Here is a 16,454-nt window from a genome sequence, read left to right as displayed (position 1 = left end):
ACGGACGACCAGGGGAGCAGAAATGATCACCGACGCCTACCTCCGCGCACGCATGGCCGAGGTCCGGCAGGAGTTCGCCGCCGCCCGGGGGTGGCGGCGGAAGCTGGCACGCCTGTGGGCCCGCGCCCGGAAGGCGCGGACGCCGGCCGAGTTGTCAGAACCCTGATAATCCCGCTGGATGACCTTCGCCCGGCGGAGTGGTGTCGTTCAACGGTGCCGGACTGACCTGCAGTTTACCGTCCGTTAGCCTGTTCGGTCGATTGCGGTGGAGTGGATCACGGTGTCGAATAATCGCCTACAAGGATTAATCGCCGTGAGGAGCTGGCTGTGCACTGGGGGACCGCGCTCGAAGACGGAGGGGCGGCGGGGCTCGTCCGTCCGTACTTCCGCACCCATGGCCGAACGCGCCCGACCAGGGACCTTCCCGTCGAGACGCTCGTTTCGACCACCGCGCGCGGGCGGGCCATGACCCGCGGGAGCACCCAGGAAGAGTCGGAAATTTGCGTGCTGTGCCGCACTTCGCAGTCGGTGGCCGAGGTGGCCGCGCGGCGGCGGCTGCCGCTCGGGGTGGCGCGGGTGCTGCTGTCGGACCTCGCCGACCGCGGTCTCGTCGCCGTGCACACCACGAAACGGGGCAACGGCAACCGGCCGAGCATGGACCTGATGAAGCGCATCCTGCACGGCCTCAGCCGGCTGTGAACTCCCGGACCAGCCGCGCGAACTCCGCCGGCTGGTCGAGCGGCAGCAGCGTGTAGCTGTCGGCCAGCTCGACGAGCTTTCCCTGGGGGAGCAGGGCGGCGAGCCGCCGGCCGTGCTCCAGGGGCATCACGCGATCCTCGGTGGCCCAGACGACCAGTGCCGGCCGGTCGAAGCCCGGCAGCCGCTCGGCCGCCTCCAGCAGGATGCCCGGCGCGGCAGCTGCCGCCCGCAGGACGCGGACCGTGTCGCGGCGGATGCCGGCCTGGCTCAGCAGCGGCCGGATCCAGCGGGCCGTGGCGGCGTCGCCGCGTTTGGTCAGCCAGCCGAAGGCGATCGGGAGCCGGCGCACCGCGCGCAGCCGCATCTGCTGCATGAACGCCCCGAACAGGCGCGGCGAGAGTTTTCCGGTCAGGAACAGCGTTTTGCCGGTGAGGCCGGGCGGGAAGTTGTCGAACGCGTCGCAGGAGGCGAGCACGACCCGGCCGACCCGCGGAGCGTCGTCCGCCATGAGCAGCTGCACCAGCGCGCCGCCGGTGTCGACGCCGACCAGGGTCACGTCCCGCAGGTCGAGCCGCTCCAGGAACTCCGCGAGCAGCCGTGCGAGACCGGGCAGCGAAAGGTCGGCGTCGTCCCGCATCGGGTGCCGGTGCGCGCCCAGCGGCAGTGTCGGGACGACGCGGCGGAGGCCGTCGAGGCCGGTGACCGGGCCGTCCCACAGCGAGCCGTCCATCAGCAGGCCGTGGACGAAGACGATGGCCGGGCCCGCCCCGCCCGTGTCCGTGTACTCGACGGTGCCCGCGGACAACTCGACCTGCATGCCGGCCTCCCAGTGACGTCCCCCTGGGCAGAAGTGAACCACGTGGTTCGCAAACTGTCGAGGATCAGGGCGCCGCTTCCTCCCGTTCGACCGCCCGCAGCAAGGCCGCGACGCCGGCCTCCGTGCCGTCGCCGTCCGGGCTGGTCAGCAGGTCCACGAGGAAACCGCGCAGCGTCGCCAGGATCATCTCGGCGACCTCGAGCTTGCGCCGCTCCGGCCAGTGCGGCGGGCAGAACGACACCAGCGTCGGCAGGTACTGCTGCGACGCACCCCGGCCGAGCGCGGCGTACCGGCCCGGGTCGTACATCGCCAGGCCCATCGCCTGGTCGAGGACGCGCCGCAGCTGCGTCTCCTCGGCGCGGAGGCTGGCCCAAGCGGCCCGGACGCGGCCGGCGAGCGTCGGCGACTCCGCGGCGACGGCCGTCAGCGCGTTGCCGATCCGCCGTTCGCGCAACGCGAAAACCACCTGCCGCAGCAGGTCTTCGGTGCCTTCGAAGTGGTAGAGCAGCACCTTGTGCGTCGTCCCCGCCGCCCGGGCGGCCCGCCGCAGCGAGAAGTCGACGAGCCCGTTCTCGGCGACGTCGTCGGTGATCTTCGCCAGCAGTTCCCGGCGCCGGGCCTCGCCGCGGGGCGACCCGGCCGAGCGCCGGTAGCCCGGCCGGGCCGGGTCGTCGGTAGCGTTGTCCACGAAGGACAGCTTGGCACGGAGGGGTCGCGATGCGGGTATTGGTGACCGGGGGCAACGCGGGCATCGGGTACTTCGCCGCCGAGCAGCTGGCTTCGGCCGGCGCGGAGGTGGTGATCGGCAGCCGCGACCCGGTCAAGGCGCAGGCCGCGACCGAATCGATCCGTTCGCGGGTTTCCGGGGCGAAGGTGGGGCACGTCCGGCTGGACCTGGCCGACCTGGGCTCGCTCGAACCGGACGCCGGCGTGCTGGACGCCGTCCTGTGCAACGCCGGGGTGGCCCTCGATGCCCCGCCGCGGCGGGAAACCGCGGACGGGCACGAGCTGATGTTCGGCACCAACCACCTCGGCCACTTCGCCCTGATCGCGCGGCTGTTACCGGTGCTGACGCCGACCGCCCGGATCGTCACCACGGGCAGCTTCGCGGCGAAGTCCGCTCGCCTCGACTTCGCCGACCTCCAGAGCGAGCGAGACTACCAGCCGAAGCGCGCGTACGAGCGGTCCAAGCTGGCCCAGATGCTGTTCGCGCTCGAACTCGACCGGCGGCTGCGGGCAGCGGGCGCACGGCAAGTCAGCGTGCTCGCCCACCCCGGCGGCGCGCTCGACTCGCTGACGCCGTCGCGGCCGCCGGTGCACACGCGCACGACCGGCGCGTGGCTGCGCGGGCTGCCGGCCCGGCTGGTGTTGCACGGCAAGGACGCCGGGGCGCGGCCCGCGGTGCGCGCGGTGCTCGACCCGGACGTCGAGGGCGGCCGGCTGTGGGGCCCGCGCGTGTTCGGCCTGCGCGGCCGGCCGCGGCTCGAACAGCGGTGGGCCAACTTGACCGACGACGCGGCCGCCGCCCGGCTGTGGACGGAAAGCGTGGCGCTGACCGGGGTGGAGCCGCTCGCTTAGCGGCGGCGGTGCGGGTTGACCCGGAGCGCGGTCCGGGTTGCACGATCGGGGCATGACCGCATTGGACGACTACCGGCCGCTGGGCCGCTCCGGGCTGCGCGTGTCCCCGCTGGCGCTGGGCGCGATGACCTTCGGCACCGGCTCCTTCTGCGCCGGCGACGACACCGCCCGCAAGATCTTCCGCGCCTACGTCGAGCGTGGCGGCAACTTCGTCGACACGGCGGACAACTACGGCAACGGCCGCAGCGAGGAACTGGTCGGGGACTTCCTCCGCGACGTCGGCCGCGACGACGTCGTGCTCGCCACGAAGTACTCCGGGCCCGGCTTCAGCGGCGGCGCACCGCACTCGGACCCGCGCCGCCGCAGCAACGGGCGCAAGAACATGATCGCCTCGCTGGAGGCGTCGCTGCGACGGCTGGGCGTCGACCACGTCGACCTGTACTGGCTGCACATCTGGGACGGCCGCACCCCGGCCGAAGAGGTGATGGCGGCGTTCGGCGATCTCGTGCGCGCCGGGAAGATCCGGGCGGTCGGGCTCAGCGACGTCCCCGCGTGGTACGCGACGAAGGCCGCCATGCTCGGCGGACCGCCGGTGACGGCGCTGCAGCTGGAATACTCGCTGGTCGAGCGGGCGATCGAGGCCGAGTACGTGCCCTTGGCGGGCGAGTTCGGCATCGCGATCCAGCCGTGGGGCGCGATCGGCGGCGGATTCCTCACCGGCAAGTACACCCGCGACGGCGCCGGCACCGGCCGGCTCGCGGGCCCGGACGCGGCCGCTTTCCGCGCCTTGCCCGAAACCCGCTGGGCGGTGCTGGACGCCGTGCGCGAGGTCGCGGCCGAAACCGGCGCCACCCCGGCGCAGGTGGCCCTGCGCTGGGTGACGAGCCGTTCGTCGATGCCCGCGCCGCTGATCGGCGCGCGGACACCGGAGCAGCTCGCCGAAACGCTCGGCGCGCTCGCCCTCGACGTGACCGGCGCCCAACTGGACCGGTTGACCGAGGTGAGCGCCCCCGCTCTGCCGTTCCCGCACGGCATCCTGGCCCGGCTCAACGCGGATCTGCCGGTCTGACGTCTACAGTGGACGGTCGGCGGCCCGGGCGGCCCGGGCGGCCCGCTCGACCGCCGCGTGCCGGGCCGCCCAGAACTGCGCGTCGCGGTGGCCGTCGGTGGCGAGCGAGCCGTCGAGCTGTTCACGCAGGATGTCGGCGTGCCCGGCGTGGCGGCTGGTCTCGGTGAGCACGTGCACCAGGACGTTGAACAGCAGCACGTCCGGGCGCGGCCACCACGGCACGTGCCCTGGAGCGTCGACGGCGAGCGCGGTGATCGTCGCGTCGGAGTGGGCCCACGCGCGCCGGTAACGGGTGATGATCTCCGCGCGCGTCTCGTCCTCGGTCGCCCACATGTCCGTGCCGCGCGCCCCGAGGTCGTCCCACCGGGGCAGCGGCTCGGGGAACGGGCGGCCGAAGATCTCGCCGAAGTACCGGGCTTCGGTCAGGGTCAGGTGCTTGACGAGACCGAGCAGGTTGGTGCCGGTCGCGGTCAGGGGACGGCGGATGTCGTACTCGCCGAGCCCGTCGAGTTTCCCGAGCAGCTCTTCGCGGATCTCGCGCAGGTCACCGTGCAGATAGTTCTTCGCGAACTCGTCGATCATGACGACCAGCTTGTCAGCCCACGGGCACCCCGCGCAGCGAAACCGGGCCGCGGGTCGGGTCCAGCTCCGCCCGCTGGTCCACATCGGACGGTGTCAGCACGTCGAACGCCTTCGGGGCGGTCGCCGGGTCCGCGGTGCAGATCGGTGCCATCCCGCCGGTCGCGCAGAGGCCGAACGTGTACTGGCCCGCCGTCGGCGTGAACGGCCGGGCCTGGTCGGAGGAGTTGCCGTCCTGCCCGGTGAGCACCACGGCGAACGTCCAGCCCGGTCCCGGCGTCCCGAAGGCCGCCTTCGCCACGCTGACCGTGATGTACCGCGTGGCCTGCGAAGCCTGTACGGAGGGCGTTGCCAGCGAAGCGCCCGAAGCGTCGACGAGTGCCGGCTCGGCGAAGCCCTGGACCTCGATGCGCCGGCTCCACGCGTCCTGCGGCGCGATCGTGTACGCCCGGCTCGGGAACGGCGCCGCGGTCGACGTCGCCGTCGCGGCCGGGTCGTGCCCGTAGATCGTCAGCAGCTGGGCGCCCAGCGGCGAGCCGAACGTCGGCGACAGGTCACGCAGTTGCGCCCGGAAGACCAGGCTGGTGCCCGAATCGATGACCTGGAACCGCTGCAGGTCGAACGCGCCCGCGTGGAAGTCGCCCGCGGTCGGGTAGGTGTACGTGCCTGGGCCGTTGTCGTCGCCGTCGGGGTCCGTGGTGTCCAGGAGCACGGTGCCGGTGACGAAGTCCGAGCTGATCGTCTTCTGCGCGTACCCGGTCCCCGCGCCGGTCGCGGCCGCCGTGACGACGTTCGCGCCGAGCGGTGTCGGCACCGTGGCACTGAACGTCCCCGCCGCCGAAGCCCGGGTCGACAGCACCGTCGTCGTGCCCGCGTCGGTGGCCGAGACAGCGAGGTCGACGCGGCTGCCGGCGGGCGCGGTGCCGGTGACCTGGGCGGTCGCGGTGGACACCGACGCGGGTGCGTCGAGCGTCACCGCCAAAGCCGCGGGCGGCGTGGTGTACCGGGAGCGGACTTCGGCGGGCTGCTCGGGCAGCCGTCCGTCGTCGAGGGCCCTGGCCAGCCGCACCGACTGCGACTGCGCCCAGCTCAGCGGCGCGACCGAGCCGACGGACTGCCCCGGGGTGAAGCCGATCGACGCCGTCTTCGGGTCCGCGCCGTACGGCGACGCGGGCAGCGCCGGGTTTTCCCAGATCTGCTCCGGAATCAGGCCGGCCCCGCTCGTCTGGGCCCGCATCGCGCGCAGCAGCGCGGCCGCGCCGGCCCGGTCGCCGGTCTGCACGGCCTGCTCGCCGCGTTCGCCGGCGAGCACCGGCCACAGGTGCCCGGACCCGGTGTTCGTCGACGGCCAGGGAGCGCCGGTGGGGGCGCAGTTCGTCGGGTCGGGTTCGTAGCAGTCGCCGTAGCCGTCTTCGCTGCCCGGCGCCGACGTCCCGTAGCGGTACCAGCCCGGCCCGGCCGGGGTGTCCCGCTTGATCACGCGGTCGACCACGCCGAGCGACGCGGCGACGTCCGGGTCGTTCGCGGGCAGCACACCCAGGCGCGTCAGCTCGAGGAACCCGGCGTCGACGACCGCGCGCTGGTCGGCGTCGACCGAGCCGTTGCCCAGGTTGTAGTTCCACTCCGAGTTCGGGTCGCCGTTCTTCGTCAGCCGCAGGAAGTACCGGCCGCCGTAGGGGCCGTTCTGCGTCACCGTCCAGCCCTTGATGCTGCGCTGGAAGTGGTCGGCGGTGGCGCGGTAGACGTTCGCGCGCGCACTGTCGCCGTTGCGGTCGGCGATCACCCCCGCGGCGACGAGCCCGGCGATCTCGGCGGCGATCGTCGAGGGGGAGTAGCCGCCCTGCTCCTCCCAGCGTTCCGAGCCGAACGCGGGCCCGTGCGCGACGACGAAGTCGGCGGCGGCGCGGATGTGCTCGGTGTAGAGGGTGCGGTCGCGGTCGAGCCCGGCCTGCAACGCCATCAAAATCGGGTACGCGCTCTCGTCGAGCTGGTCACCGCCGGAGTCCGGCGCCTTCTTGCCGTTGAGCAGCGAGTTGCGCGGGAACCGGCCGTCCGGTTGCTGCTGGCGCGCGAACAGCCACCGGACGCTCGCCCGCGCCGTCTCGCGGTCGCCGGCCGCCAGCAAGCCGGAGAAGCTTTCGTAGAGGTCGCGGGCGAAGATCTCGCGGTAGGACCCGAAGTAGACCGGCTTGCCGCCGGGCGCGTCGCCCGCGGACACCGCCTGCCCCCACGGGCTGCCCAGCGAAGCGACGACCGCGCCCGGGAAAGTCTTGTCCTCGCTCGCCTTCAGCACGTTGACGGACTGGTAGTACGCGTCGGAATCCTTGCCCCGCAACGGGATCAGCCCGTTGTCGTAGTCACGCCACTCGCGCGCGTACTGGCGGTAGCTCTGCTCGAACGGCGTGCGCACGCTCGCCCCGGCCGTGGCGACGGCGGTGCGCGCGTCCGCGCCGAAGCCGAGCGCCAGCACCGCCGGGCGGCGCGGCTGGAGGTCCAGCTGCGCGGTCTGCACGACGTTGCCGTTCACCGCCGACGGTGTCGTGTCGGTGAGCCGGTGGTCGCGGTCCAGCTGGGCCAGCCCGTCGCCCGCGGTGCCGGCGTACCCGCTGCTCGTGGCCAGGAACCGGCGGTCGGCGCGCAGCGCGGCGGCCAGCGGGGTGCCGTAGTCGCGGGCCGGCGCGCTGGACACCGTGTTCGTGTCCGCGCTGACCAGCGCGGACGTCGCCGCGTCGACCGTGGCGGTGTCGCCGCCGCCGTTGGCCGGGCCGCCCCCGCCGTTGCCGTTGACGCTCGCGTCGAACCGCACGTAGACCTTCAGGTCCCGCCCGGAGTCCCGCAGCGGCTCCAGCCGGGTGCGGATGAGCACGCCGGTCCGGGCCGGGTCGGCCAGGTAGTCGGTGACCAGCCGGTACCGCCCGCTGCGCGCGGTCGACGTCACCTCGCACGCCATCCCGCCCGCGCTCGTGCGGACGGTGTAGGTCATGTCGCGGGCTTGCAGGTCGGTGAAGCTGTGGCCGTCGGTGACGGCGAACTGCAGGGTTTCGACGTTCGTGTTGTCGATCACCGGGGCGTAGACGTCGGAGAGGACGCCGCCCGCCACGGTGAACCACGCCTTGCTCGCCGTGTTCCGCGCGGTGCCCAGGCAGTCCTTGCGGGCCAGGCCGAAGTGCGAGACGGCGCCCGGTCCGGGCGCCGCGGTGGCTGCGTCGGCTGTGTCGGACACAGCGGGCAGGAGAGTCGCGGCCAGCACCGCGCACAGCACCACGGACGACGTCGACCGAATCATCCGCCCATCCGACCACGACCGCCCCGGCGCGCACCAGGTCCGAACGGCGCGAGGGCGGCTTTACCGGTGATTGAGAATTCGAACCGGTGGGTAGCAAACCTGATATCCCCCGAGGAGGTGAACGTGGAAGAGCTGGGATCGGACGGATGGCGGTACCGCGGCACGATTTCGCCACGGACGCTGCCGAGCCTGCGCCGGCACCTGGTGTCCTGGTTGCGGCGGCGCGCCGGTGACGAGGTCGGGCGGCAGGCCGACGACGTCGTGCTGGCCTGCTGGGAAGCGATGGCCAACGTGCTCGGCCACGCTTACCACGGCCGGCCGGGGCTGATCGACGTCCGCGCCCGGATCGACCAGGACGTGCTGATCGTCACCGTCGCCGACCAGGGCCGCTGGGAGTCGGTGGCCGAGCGCGCGGACGGCGGCCGCGGGCTGCGCCTGATCCAGGCCCTGGTCGACGGGCTCGACCTCCGCTCGACCGACGGCGGCACCGTCATCACGCTCACCTGGCCGTTCCCGGCCCGCCGCAGCGCCTGAGGTTCAGCTCGATTTCGTCGAGGACAGGTCTTCGACGAACCTGGCCGCGATGTCCCGGAGCTTCACGTTGGTCCGCTGCGACTCCGTGACCAGCCGCTTCATCGCGTCGTCGGCGCTGATCCGGTGCACGGCCATCAGGATGCCCTTGGCCTGCTCGATCACCGCCCGCGACCGCATCGCCGCTTCGAGTTCGACGGCCCGCTGCCGGGCCTGGTGGTAGCGCCGCGTGGTGCGCAGCCCGAACGAGACGACCGTGGTGTAGAGCTGCAGCAGCCGCGAATCGGTCTCTGCGAAGCCGTGGTCGCCGTAGCCGAAGAGGTTGAGCGCCCCGGACAGGCGTTCGTCCACGCGCAGCGGCGCGGCGAGGTAGCTGCCGACCCCGAGTTCTTGCGCGCGTCCGGTGAATTCCGGCCACGCCGCCCCCGCCGTGGCGAGCGGCACCCGGACGATCTCGCCGGTCTCCGCGGCCTGCAGGCAGGGACCCGCGCCCGCCGCGTACTGGGCCTGGTCGATCTCGACGGCGCGCTCGTCCGTGCTGGCCGCCGTCTTCGGCTCGCCGTCCCGGATCGCGGTGATGCTGGCCATGTCGGCGCCCGGGATGGCCCGGAGGGCTTCGGCGCAGACGGCGTCGAGGATGTCCCCGTCGGCTGGTTCGGTCTCCAGGGCGCCCGTGAGGTCCGCCATCGCGGCGGTCAGCTCGTCGAGGTGCTCGGGCAGGATGGGCTCACCGGTCATTGGCATCGTCTCCGTCCCGGACCGCTGCGGTTCGTGCCGAACCGCTGCTGCTTCAACGGAACGGCAAAACCTTACTCGCGTCCGCCGCGCCTTCCGCAACAACACCGCGCGACACCGGGGTTCCGGGAGAGGGGGCGGTGGCTCCGGCCCGGCGCTCGCTGCTGAACGTCGTGGGTTGGGCGCCGGGGCCACCTCGCGACGAACGGCAGCACAACCCACCCGACCCGCCGTCGCTGCGGATCGCTTACCCCGTGAGCGGGCGGTCAACCGTTCAGCGGATCATGACCTTCGCTACCTGGGTGAGCCCCGACACGCGCAGTACCCGGTCGAGCAGCGGCGGGGCGACCAGCCGCAGGTCGTGTTCGCCGACCCGGTCGAACAGCACCGCGACGCCGGCACTGTCGAGGTAGGACACCCCGGTGAGGTCCACGGTGACGGCGGCGCCCGCCGCCAGTTCGCCGTCCAGCGCCGCGCCGAACTCCGCGGCGTTGCTCATGTCGATCTCCCCCGCGACGGAAAGGACCCGGTCCCCGTCGTCGCCCTGGCCGCCGGCCAGTGTGAGTGCCGTCGTCACGAACCGATCCTCCATTCCAGCGTGACGGTGGTTCCGGTGGCGTCGTGCCGGAAGGCGACCGCGTCGGCCAGCGCTTCCATCATCGGCACGCCGCGCCCGCGCAGCACGTGGTTGTCCGGCGGCGGCTGTCTCCAGTGACCCCGGTCGGTCACCGTGACGACCAGGTGGGCGCCGGTGAGCCGGGCCGAGAGGTGCGCGGTCGCCCCGGTGCCCTCGAGGTAGGCGTGCTCGACGGCGTTGGCGCAGGCTTCGCCCGCCGCGACGAGCACGTCCTGGGCGAGGTCCGGCTCGAGGGCCGCGTTTTCCAGCCAGGCGCGCAGCCACTGGCGGGTCGAGGCGAGGTGGTCCGGGTGCGCGGCGAACTCGAAGTCCAGCGCGGGGACCGACCGGCGGTAGAGCAGCAGCGCGACGTCGTCCTCGTAGCCGTCGGCGGGCCGGAGCCGGTCCATCAGGGCGGTCGCCAGCTCGCCGAGCTCGGCGTCCCGCGTGTCGTGGGCGACCGTGGTGGCCCGGTCCATGCCGTCGTCGAGCGACTCGCGGCGGCGCTCGACCAGCCCGTCGGTGTAGAGCATCAGCAGCGAGCCGATCGGCACGACCGCCGTGGCTTCCGGGCGCGACACCGTGACCCGGACGGCCAGCGGCACGCTGCCGCCCGCGTCGAGGAAGTCCGCCGTGCCGTCGCGGTGCACGAGGGTGGCGGGTGGGTGCCCGGCGCTGCTGTAGGTGAGCGTGCCGGTGGCCGGGTCGAGCACCCCGCAGAAGACCGTGGTGCACAACGCACCCGGCAGCCGCCCGGCGAAGCGGTCGAGTGCGCTGAGCGTGTGCGCCGGGCTGCTGGCTTCCAGCAGCAGCGCGCGGCAGGCGCTGCGGAGCTGGCCCATCACCGCGGCCGCGGCGAGTCCCCGGCCGACGCAGTCGCCGACGACGATGCCGATCCGGTCGCCGGCCAGCGGGACGACGTCGTACCAGTCGCCACCGACCTCCAGGGGCGGGTTCGCCGGCTCGTAGCGCACCGCGAAGCCGTCGGGGAGCCGGGCCGGCCCGAGGATCGAGCGCTGCAGCGCGAGGGCGACTTCCCGCTGCCGGTCGTCGCGGTGGGCGCGGCGCAGGGCGTGCGCGAGCGTCCCGGCCAGCAGCGCCAGCAGCGTCCGGTCTTCGGTGCCGAGCGGGCGGCCCGGCGCGGGCTCGACCCACAGCGTCAGCCGGCCGCCGGGGTGGTCGACGGTGGTACCCGCGCCGCTGCCGGCCGGGGTCGCGTGCAACGCCGGGAGCGAGCGGAGGTGGTCCAGGGTCGCGCGCAGCGGCGAGGCGAGGTCCGGCCAAAGCCGGTCGGCGGGATCGGTGGACGCGAGCTCCGGCTCGCCGTCGCGGGGCCAGGTCACCGCGAGGACGCGCTGGGCGTCCCACAGCTCGCGCAGCAGCTCCAGCGCGGTGCGGAGCACCTCCGGCGCCCCGCTGATCCCGGCGAGGCGCTGGTTCATCGAGGCGAGCGTGCTTTCGCGCTGGACCGCGTAGCGCTCGGCCGTGACGTCGCGGATCGTGCCGACCAGCCGCCGCCTGCCCTCGTCGTCCTGCAGCTGGTTGTAGGCGACCGCGACCCACAACCGGTGCCCGTCCCGGTGGCGCATCGGCAGCACGAAGCTGCCGCCCGGCTCGTCCCAAGCGCCGCCGAAGGCGTCCGCGACCTGGTGATAGGCGGCGGGTTCGGCGTCCCGGTCGGGCCACCACGCGAACGGCGGGGCGTAGGGCAGCCCACCGGTGCCGAAGCCCAGCAGTTCGGTGAACGCCGTGTTGATCTCCACGACCCGTCCGTCGGCGTCGCAGACGAAGAAGCCCTCCTGCAGCGAGTCGATCATCGCCGCGCGCCACCGGGCGTGCTGCGTGCGCAGCCTCGCCAGCTGGACGGTCGTGCGGACGCGGGCGAGCAGCTCCCGCGCCGAAAACGGCTTCACGAGGTAGTCGTCCGCACCGGCGGCCAGCCCGTCGACGGCGGCTTCCTGACCAGCCCTGGCCGACAGCAGCAGGACGGGCACGGCGGCGGTGCGCGGGTCGCCCCGCAGCTCGGCGAGCAGGCCGAGGCCGTCCAGCCGCGGCATCATGACGTCGCTGATGATCAGCTCGGGCGGCTCGGCGCAGGCGGCGGCGAACGCCTCGACGCCGTCGCGCACCGCGGTCACCGCGTAGTCGTCGCGCAACAGCCGGACGAGGTAGTCGCGCATGTCGGCGTTGTCGTCGGCGACCAGCACGCGGGCGCCCAGGTGCTGGTCGCCGTCGACCGCCGGGCGGCCGGCTCGGTCGCCGTCGGGCAGCCATCGCAGGGCTTCCTGCACGTACGGTTCCGCGGAATCCGCGGCGAGCTGGCCGGTCGTGGCTTCTTCGACGACGTGCTCGGCGGGCAGGTGCCGGGTGCCCAGCGGCACCCGGACCCGGAACGTCGTCCCGGCACCCGGCGTGCTTTCCACCGCGACGCTGCCGCCGTGCATGCCGACGAGCTCGCGCACCAGCGCCAAGCCGATGCCGCTGCCTTCGTTCGACCGCGCCCGCGCCGACGGGATCCGGTGGAACCGCTCGAACAGGCGCGGCAGCTCGGCGGCGTCGATCCCGATCCCGGTGTCGGACACCGCGATCACGGCGTGCCCGGCCTCGACGGCGCTCGTCACCCGGATCGCGCCGTCGAAGGTGAACTTGACCGCGTTGGACAGCAAGTTGAAGACGACCTTCTCCCACATCCCGCGATCGACGTGCACGGGCTCGTCCGACGGGCGGCAGTCGACGTCGAACGCCAGCCCGGCCCGCTCGACGGCGGCGCGGAAGACGCTCGCCAGCTCCGCGGTGAACGTCCCGAGGTCCACCGGTTCGAAGCGCGCCTGCATCCGGCCGGCTTCGATCCGGGAGAAGTCGAGCAGGTTGTTCACCAGCCGACCCAGCCGCAACGCGTTGCGCTGGATGACGTCGACCTCCTCGCGCACCCGCTCGCCGGCGCCGGCCAGCGCCTCCCGCAGCTCGGCGGCGGGGCCCAGGATCAGCGTCAACGGGGTCCGGAACTCGTGGCTGATGTTGGCGAAGAAGGTGGTCTTCGCCGCGTCCAGTGCGGCCAGCTCCTCGGCGCGCCGCTGCTGGACCTGGTAGGCGATCGCGCCGTTGACCAGCGCCGTCGTCTGCTGGGCGACCAGCCCGAGGAAGGTCCGGTAGGACTCGTCGAGCGCGCGCCCGGCGCTCGCGGCCAGCACGATCACCCCGGTGGCGGCATCACCGGCGTCGCCGGGCAGCGGCAGCACCATCGCTTCGGCGGGCGGCGTCGACCAGCCGCCCGAGGGCAGTTCGCCCAGCATCCCGTCCGAGACCGTCCGCGCGACCCCGTCGGCGAGCACGTCCTTGAGCGGCCACGCGGTCTCGTCGCCCGCGCCGGCGCCACCGGGGGTGACGGCCGCGAGCGCCGGTTCGCCGTCGGCCCCGCGGACGTGGATCGCGGCGTAGGGGACGTCGGCCTCCGCGCGCCCCAGCACGCCGGCGACCAGCTCACAGGCTTCGTCCACGGTGCGGGCGACCCCGGCCTGGGCGCCGAGCTCGCGCAGCGTCGCCAGCCGGCGTGCGCCGATCACGCGCTCGGTCGTGTCCGAGACCGCGGTGAACACCGCCCGGACCGTGCCGCGGTCGTCGTGCACCGGGCTGTATGAGTACGTCCAGTAGGTCTCTTCCCAGTAGCCGTGCCGGTTCATCGGCAGCAGCAGATCCTCCGACCAGGTCGCCTCGCCGGTGGTCATCACGCTGTCCAGCATCGGGCCGATGATGTGCCAGATCTCGTTCCAGACTTCCGAGCCCGGCTTGTCCAGCGCCGGGTGCTTCGTGCCCAGCAGCGGCAGGTACGCGTCGTTGTAGAGGAACCGCAGCTCCGGACCCCACCAGACGATCATGGGGAAGCGCGAGGTCAGGCAGATGCGCACCGCCGTCGTCAGGCTGGCCGGCCAGTCCCGCGGCGGCCCGAGCGGAGACGTCGTCCAGTCGAAGTCCCGCATCCGGGCGGCCATCCGGCTGCTGCCCGGAAACACGGCACGGTGGCCGGCCTCTTCCCCGACGCTCATCACACTCCAGGTTCACGCGGCCCTGGCCGAGCCTACTCGACCGGCCCCCACCGTGCCGGGTGTCAGCCGGTCAGCCAGGTCATGGTGACCGTGGTGCCGTCGTCGCGGTGCACCTGCGCGCTGTGGTCGGCGAGGGTGTCGATGAGCAGCAGGCCGCGGCCCCGCAGCCCGTCGGAGGCGGCCGGCGGCCGCCAGGTGCCGTAGTCGGTGACCGTCACGGTCAGCCGCCCGGGCTGTGCTTCGGCCCGGACGTCGACCGGGCCCGCCTCCCCGTGCGGGTAGGCGTGCTCGGCCGAATTGGCCATCGCCTCGTAGCCGGCGAGCACGATGTCCTCCCGGCGTTCGACGCTCAAGCGCACGTCGAACCGGCTCAGCGTGGCCAGCCACCGGGCCAGGGCCGCGCGCAGGGCCGGCAGCCGTTCGGCGATCGCGGCGGTGCGCTGGTGGAACGAAACCGGGAGAGCGGGCGCGCCCGGGGGGAGGGGGTCCGTCATGGGGTGTCCTCTCCGCGGTGGCGCACGTGGATGACGGCGATGTCGTCGTCGTGCCGTCCGCGCGTCAGTTCGTCGACGAGCTTGTCCCACGCCGTTTCCAGGTCGTCCGCGGTCAGCAGTCCCGGGATACCCGCCAGCAGCCATTCGATGCCCAGGGTGAGGTCGCGGGTTCGGCTCTCGACCAGTCCGTCGGTGTAGAGCACCAGGTCCGCGCCCACCGGGAAGCCCGCGCTGCGCTGCGGGAAGACCGAGCCGACGCCCAGCGGCTGCGCCAGCGCCTCGCCGATCTGCTCGGGCGGCTCGCCCGGCCGGATCAGGATCGCGGGCAGGTGGCCGGCGTTCGCGAAGGCGAGCGTCCCGTCGGCGGGCTGGTGGACCGCGTAGAAGCAGGTCACGAAGCTTTCGCCGAACAGGCCGGCGGTCAGCTCGGAGACGTTGCGCAGCACCTCCGACGGCGGCAGTTCCAGCAGGGCGTAGCTGCGGACGGCCGTGCGGACCTGGCCCATCACCGTCGCGGCGGTGACGCCGTGGCCGACGACGTCGCCGATGACGAACGCGGTGGCGCCCGACGGCAGCCGGATCACGTCGAACCAGTCGCCGCCGACCTTGCTCCCGGTGGCCGCGGGCAGGTACCGGGTGAGCACGTCGAGGCCCGGGGTGGGCGGGGCCACCGGCAGCATGCTGCGGGACAGTTCGGTGGCGAGGGTGCGCTCGCGTTCGTAGAGCCGGGCGTTGTCCAGCGCGATGGCCGAGTAGGCAGCGATGCCTTCGGCCAGGTACTCGTGCCGGGCGGTGAACCGGCCGGGTTCGGGGTGGCCGAAGAAGAACCCGCCCAGCACCTCGCCGGAGGTGGGGCTGATCGCCGAGACGGCCAGGTAGCTGCACACGGGCAGGTGCCCTTCCGGCATCCCGTGGTGCGGCGCGTTGTTCCCGAACCGCGGGTCCTGGGTGATGTCGGGGCTGCGCACCGTGCCGGTGCCGTCGAAGGTGGGCGCGAACACGTCGGTGTTGCGCGGCATGGGGAACCGGGCGAATGCCTCCCGCGGGACCCCGGAAATCGTGTACAGCGTGTAGGACTCGCCGAACTCGTCGATCAGGTTGTAGAAGAACGCGCCGAAGCCGGCGCCGGTCGCTTTCGTGGCCGCGTCGGTCGCGTCCTGGACGATCCGGTCGATGTCCAGCTGTGCGGTCAGTTCGCGGCCCGTGGAGTGCAGCGCGTCGAGGACCGCGGCTTCGCTCCGCAACCGCCGGACGGTGGCGGCCAGCCCGGCGGTGGCGGCCTCGATGGCGGCGGCGACGGCCGGAGGACCTTCGCCGATCTCCTCGGTGGTGTAGACCAATGCGCCGTACTCGCCGTCGTCGGCCGCGACGGCGATCGCGTGGGTGATCTCGTTGCCCGGCACCAGTTCTTCGAGGACCGTGCGGTCGGTCACCGTCAGCACGAGGTGGTCGCCGAGCACCGCGCGCACCTCGACCGGGCCGAGCGAGCGGACCGCGGTGGCCGCCGGAGCGCCGTCGCGGCCGGCGAAGGCCCCGCGCACGGCGTCCACGACTGCGTCGAATTCCGGCCGGGACGTCATCAGGGGGCCAGCGCTTCCGAGAGCGACGGGTAGATGGCGAGTTCGTCGACCAGCCGGGTCAGTTGCAGCGGGCGCAGCGTGATCCGGCCGGCGGCCACCACCCGCAGCGGTGCCGACGCGGTGGGCCCGCGGTGCGCCCGGACGAGTTCGGCCATGCCCGCCGAGGCCAGGAAGGTGACGCCGGTGAGGTCGATGACCAGCAGCGACGGCCCCAGCCGCGCCGCCCGTTCGGCCAATCGGCGTAATTTCGGTGCCAGCGCCAAGTCGAGAGCGCCGTCGACGCGCAGGACCACTGCGCCGTCGCGGTTCTCCAGTGCGACCGATCCCGCCGAACTGGCTGCGTCGTCGAGTGAGTCCCCGGTCACGTCCCGTTCGCCCATGGCGACATCCTGCCTGTTCGGCGCGGCGACCGGAAGCCGAGGGGGTG

At 73.3% G+C, this 16,454-nt stretch carries 15 protein-coding genes; 5 read left to right on the top strand and 10 right to left on the bottom strand.

Annotated features, from left to right (window positions below; genetic code table 11):
• Positions 1-22 precede the first annotated feature (22 nt).
• Together ISP_RS30240 and ISP_RS30235 are read left to right on the top strand one after the other, a co-directional pair.
• Positions 23-166 carry a hypothetical protein gene (locus tag ISP_RS30240; RefSeq protein ID WP_014467376.1) on the top strand — a complete coding sequence of 48 codons (144 nt, stop codon included), beginning with the start codon at positions 23-25 and terminating at the stop codon, positions 164-166.
• A 161-nt stretch (positions 167-327) separates the two neighbouring features.
• Positions 328-699: a DUF742 domain-containing protein gene (locus tag ISP_RS30235; protein ID WP_014467375.1), complete on the top strand. Its 372-nt coding sequence runs from the start codon at positions 328-330 to the stop codon at positions 697-699.
• Here ISP_RS30235 and ISP_RS30230 read toward each other — a convergent pair.
• Entirely contained in the window at positions 686-1,516 is an 831-nt protein-coding gene (locus ISP_RS30230) for an alpha/beta fold hydrolase (RefSeq protein WP_013227697.1), read from the bottom strand. The genes ISP_RS30235 and ISP_RS30230 overlap by 14 nt on opposite strands.
• A gap of 64 nt (positions 1,517-1,580) precedes the next feature.
• Positions 1,581-2,204 (bottom strand): TetR/AcrR family transcriptional regulator, encoded by a 624-nt coding sequence (locus ISP_RS30225; protein WP_013227696.1) that lies wholly within the window; start codon positions 2,202-2,204, stop codon positions 1,581-1,583.
• A 29-nt stretch (positions 2,205-2,233) separates the two neighbouring features.
• On the opposite strand from ISP_RS30225, the gene ISP_RS30220 reads away from it, so the two are divergent.
• Together ISP_RS30220 and ISP_RS30215 are read left to right on the top strand one after the other, a co-directional pair.
• A complete protein-coding gene (locus ISP_RS30220) occupies positions 2,234-3,094 on the top strand; it encodes an SDR family NAD(P)-dependent oxidoreductase (RefSeq protein WP_013227695.1) in 861 nt (286 codons plus the stop codon).
• Between the two features lie 52 nt (positions 3,095-3,146).
• Positions 3,147-4,163 carry an aldo/keto reductase gene (locus ISP_RS30215; RefSeq protein ID WP_013227694.1) on the top strand — a complete coding sequence of 339 codons (1,017 nt, stop codon included), beginning with the start codon at positions 3,147-3,149 and terminating at the stop codon, positions 4,161-4,163.
• A 3-nt stretch (positions 4,164-4,166) separates the two neighbouring features.
• Here ISP_RS30215 and ISP_RS30210 read toward each other — a convergent pair whose 3' ends face one another.
• Positions 4,167-4,745, bottom strand: a complete 579-nt coding sequence (locus tag ISP_RS30210) for a DinB family protein (RefSeq protein WP_013227693.1) — start codon at positions 4,743-4,745, stop codon at positions 4,167-4,169.
• Positions 4,746-4,758: 13 nt separating this feature from the next.
• Positions 4,759-8,028 carry a glucodextranase DOMON-like domain-containing protein gene (locus tag ISP_RS30205; RefSeq protein WP_013227692.1) on the bottom strand — a complete coding sequence of 1,090 codons (3,270 nt, stop codon included), beginning with the start codon at positions 8,026-8,028 and terminating at the stop codon, positions 4,759-4,761.
• Positions 8,029-8,151: 123 nt separating this feature from the next.
• On the opposite strand from ISP_RS30205, the gene ISP_RS30200 reads away from it, so the two are divergent.
• Positions 8,152-8,562 carry an ATP-binding protein gene (locus ISP_RS30200; protein WP_013227691.1) on the top strand — a complete coding sequence of 137 codons (411 nt, stop codon included), beginning with the start codon at positions 8,152-8,154 and terminating at the stop codon, positions 8,560-8,562.
• Between the two features lie 3 nt (positions 8,563-8,565).
• Here ISP_RS30200 and ISP_RS30195 read toward each other — a convergent pair whose 3' ends face one another.
• From ISP_RS30195 to ISP_RS30170, 6 genes are all read right to left on the bottom strand, one after another.
• On the bottom strand, positions 8,566-9,297 hold the full coding sequence (locus ISP_RS30195) for a GAF and ANTAR domain-containing protein (RefSeq protein ID WP_013227690.1): 732 nt from the start codon (positions 9,295-9,297) through the stop codon (positions 8,566-8,568).
• A gap of 271 nt (positions 9,298-9,568) precedes the next feature.
• On the bottom strand, positions 9,569-9,871 hold the full coding sequence (locus ISP_RS30190) for an STAS domain-containing protein (protein ID WP_013227689.1): 303 nt from the start codon (positions 9,869-9,871) through the stop codon (positions 9,569-9,571).
• Entirely contained in the window at positions 9,868-13,953 is a 4,086-nt protein-coding gene (locus ISP_RS30185; protein WP_013227688.1) for a SpoIIE family protein phosphatase, read from the bottom strand. Before ISP_RS30185 ends, ISP_RS30190 begins: the two co-directional genes overlap by 4 nt.
• A gap of 62 nt (positions 13,954-14,015) precedes the next feature.
• A complete protein-coding gene (locus ISP_RS30180; protein ID WP_013227687.1) occupies positions 14,016-14,447 on the bottom strand; it encodes an ATP-binding protein in 432 nt (143 codons plus the stop codon).
• Positions 14,444-16,027 carry a PP2C family protein-serine/threonine phosphatase gene (locus ISP_RS30175; protein ID WP_013227686.1) on the bottom strand — a complete coding sequence of 528 codons (1,584 nt, stop codon included), beginning with the start codon at positions 16,025-16,027 and terminating at the stop codon, positions 14,444-14,446. Before ISP_RS30175 ends, ISP_RS30180 begins: the two co-directional genes overlap by 4 nt.
• The gene (locus ISP_RS30170) at positions 16,027-16,407 is read right to left on the bottom strand and encodes an STAS domain-containing protein (protein WP_013227685.1); all 381 of its coding nucleotides are present in this window, start codon (positions 16,405-16,407) and stop codon (positions 16,027-16,029) included. The genes ISP_RS30175 and ISP_RS30170 overlap by 1 nt, the downstream gene beginning before the upstream one ends.
• Positions 16,408-16,454: the final 47 nt, after the last annotated feature.

Origin of the sequence: Amycolatopsis mediterranei, from assembly GCF_026017845.1 — a bacterium.
GTDB classification, from domain to species: Bacteria; Actinomycetota; Actinomycetes; order Mycobacteriales; family Pseudonocardiaceae; genus Amycolatopsis; species Amycolatopsis mediterranei.
Note: the sequence above shows the minus strand (reverse complement) of the source record. Positions and strands in the feature narration are given on the sequence as shown.

Excerpts from the sequence above, each read along its gene's own strand:
- ISP_RS30240 (WP_014467376.1), top strand. The coding sequence starts at position 23 with ATGATCACCGACGCCTACCTCCGCGCACGCATGGCCGAGGTCCGGCAG.
- ISP_RS30230 (WP_013227697.1), bottom strand. The coding sequence starts at position 1,516 with ATGCAGGTCGAGTTGTCCGCGGGCACCGTCGAGTACACGGACACGGGC.
- ISP_RS30220 (WP_013227695.1), top strand. The coding sequence starts at position 2,234 with ATGCGGGTATTGGTGACCGGGGGCAACGCGGGCATCGGGTACTTCGCC.
- ISP_RS30215 (WP_013227694.1), top strand. The coding sequence starts at position 3,147 with ATGACCGCATTGGACGACTACCGGCCGCTGGGCCGCTCCGGGCTGCGC.
- ISP_RS30210 (WP_013227693.1), bottom strand. The coding sequence starts at position 4,745 with ATGATCGACGAGTTCGCGAAGAACTATCTGCACGGTGACCTGCGCGAG.
- ISP_RS30205 (WP_013227692.1), bottom strand. The coding sequence starts at position 8,028 with ATGATTCGGTCGACGTCGTCCGTGGTGCTGTGCGCGGTGCTGGCCGCG.
- ISP_RS30195 (WP_013227690.1), bottom strand. The coding sequence starts at position 9,297 with ATGACCGGTGAGCCCATCCTGCCCGAGCACCTCGACGAGCTGACCGCC.
- ISP_RS30185 (WP_013227688.1), bottom strand. The coding sequence starts at position 13,953 with ATGAGCGTCGGGGAAGAGGCCGGCCACCGTGCCGTGTTTCCGGGCAGC.
- ISP_RS30180 (WP_013227687.1), bottom strand. The coding sequence starts at position 14,447 with ATGACGGACCCCCTCCCCCCGGGCGCGCCCGCTCTCCCGGTTTCGTTC.
- ISP_RS30175 (WP_013227686.1), bottom strand. The coding sequence starts at position 16,027 with ATGACGTCCCGGCCGGAATTCGACGCAGTCGTGGACGCCGTGCGCGGG.
- ISP_RS30170 (WP_013227685.1), bottom strand. The coding sequence starts at position 16,407 with ATGGGCGAACGGGACGTGACCGGGGACTCACTCGACGACGCAGCCAGT.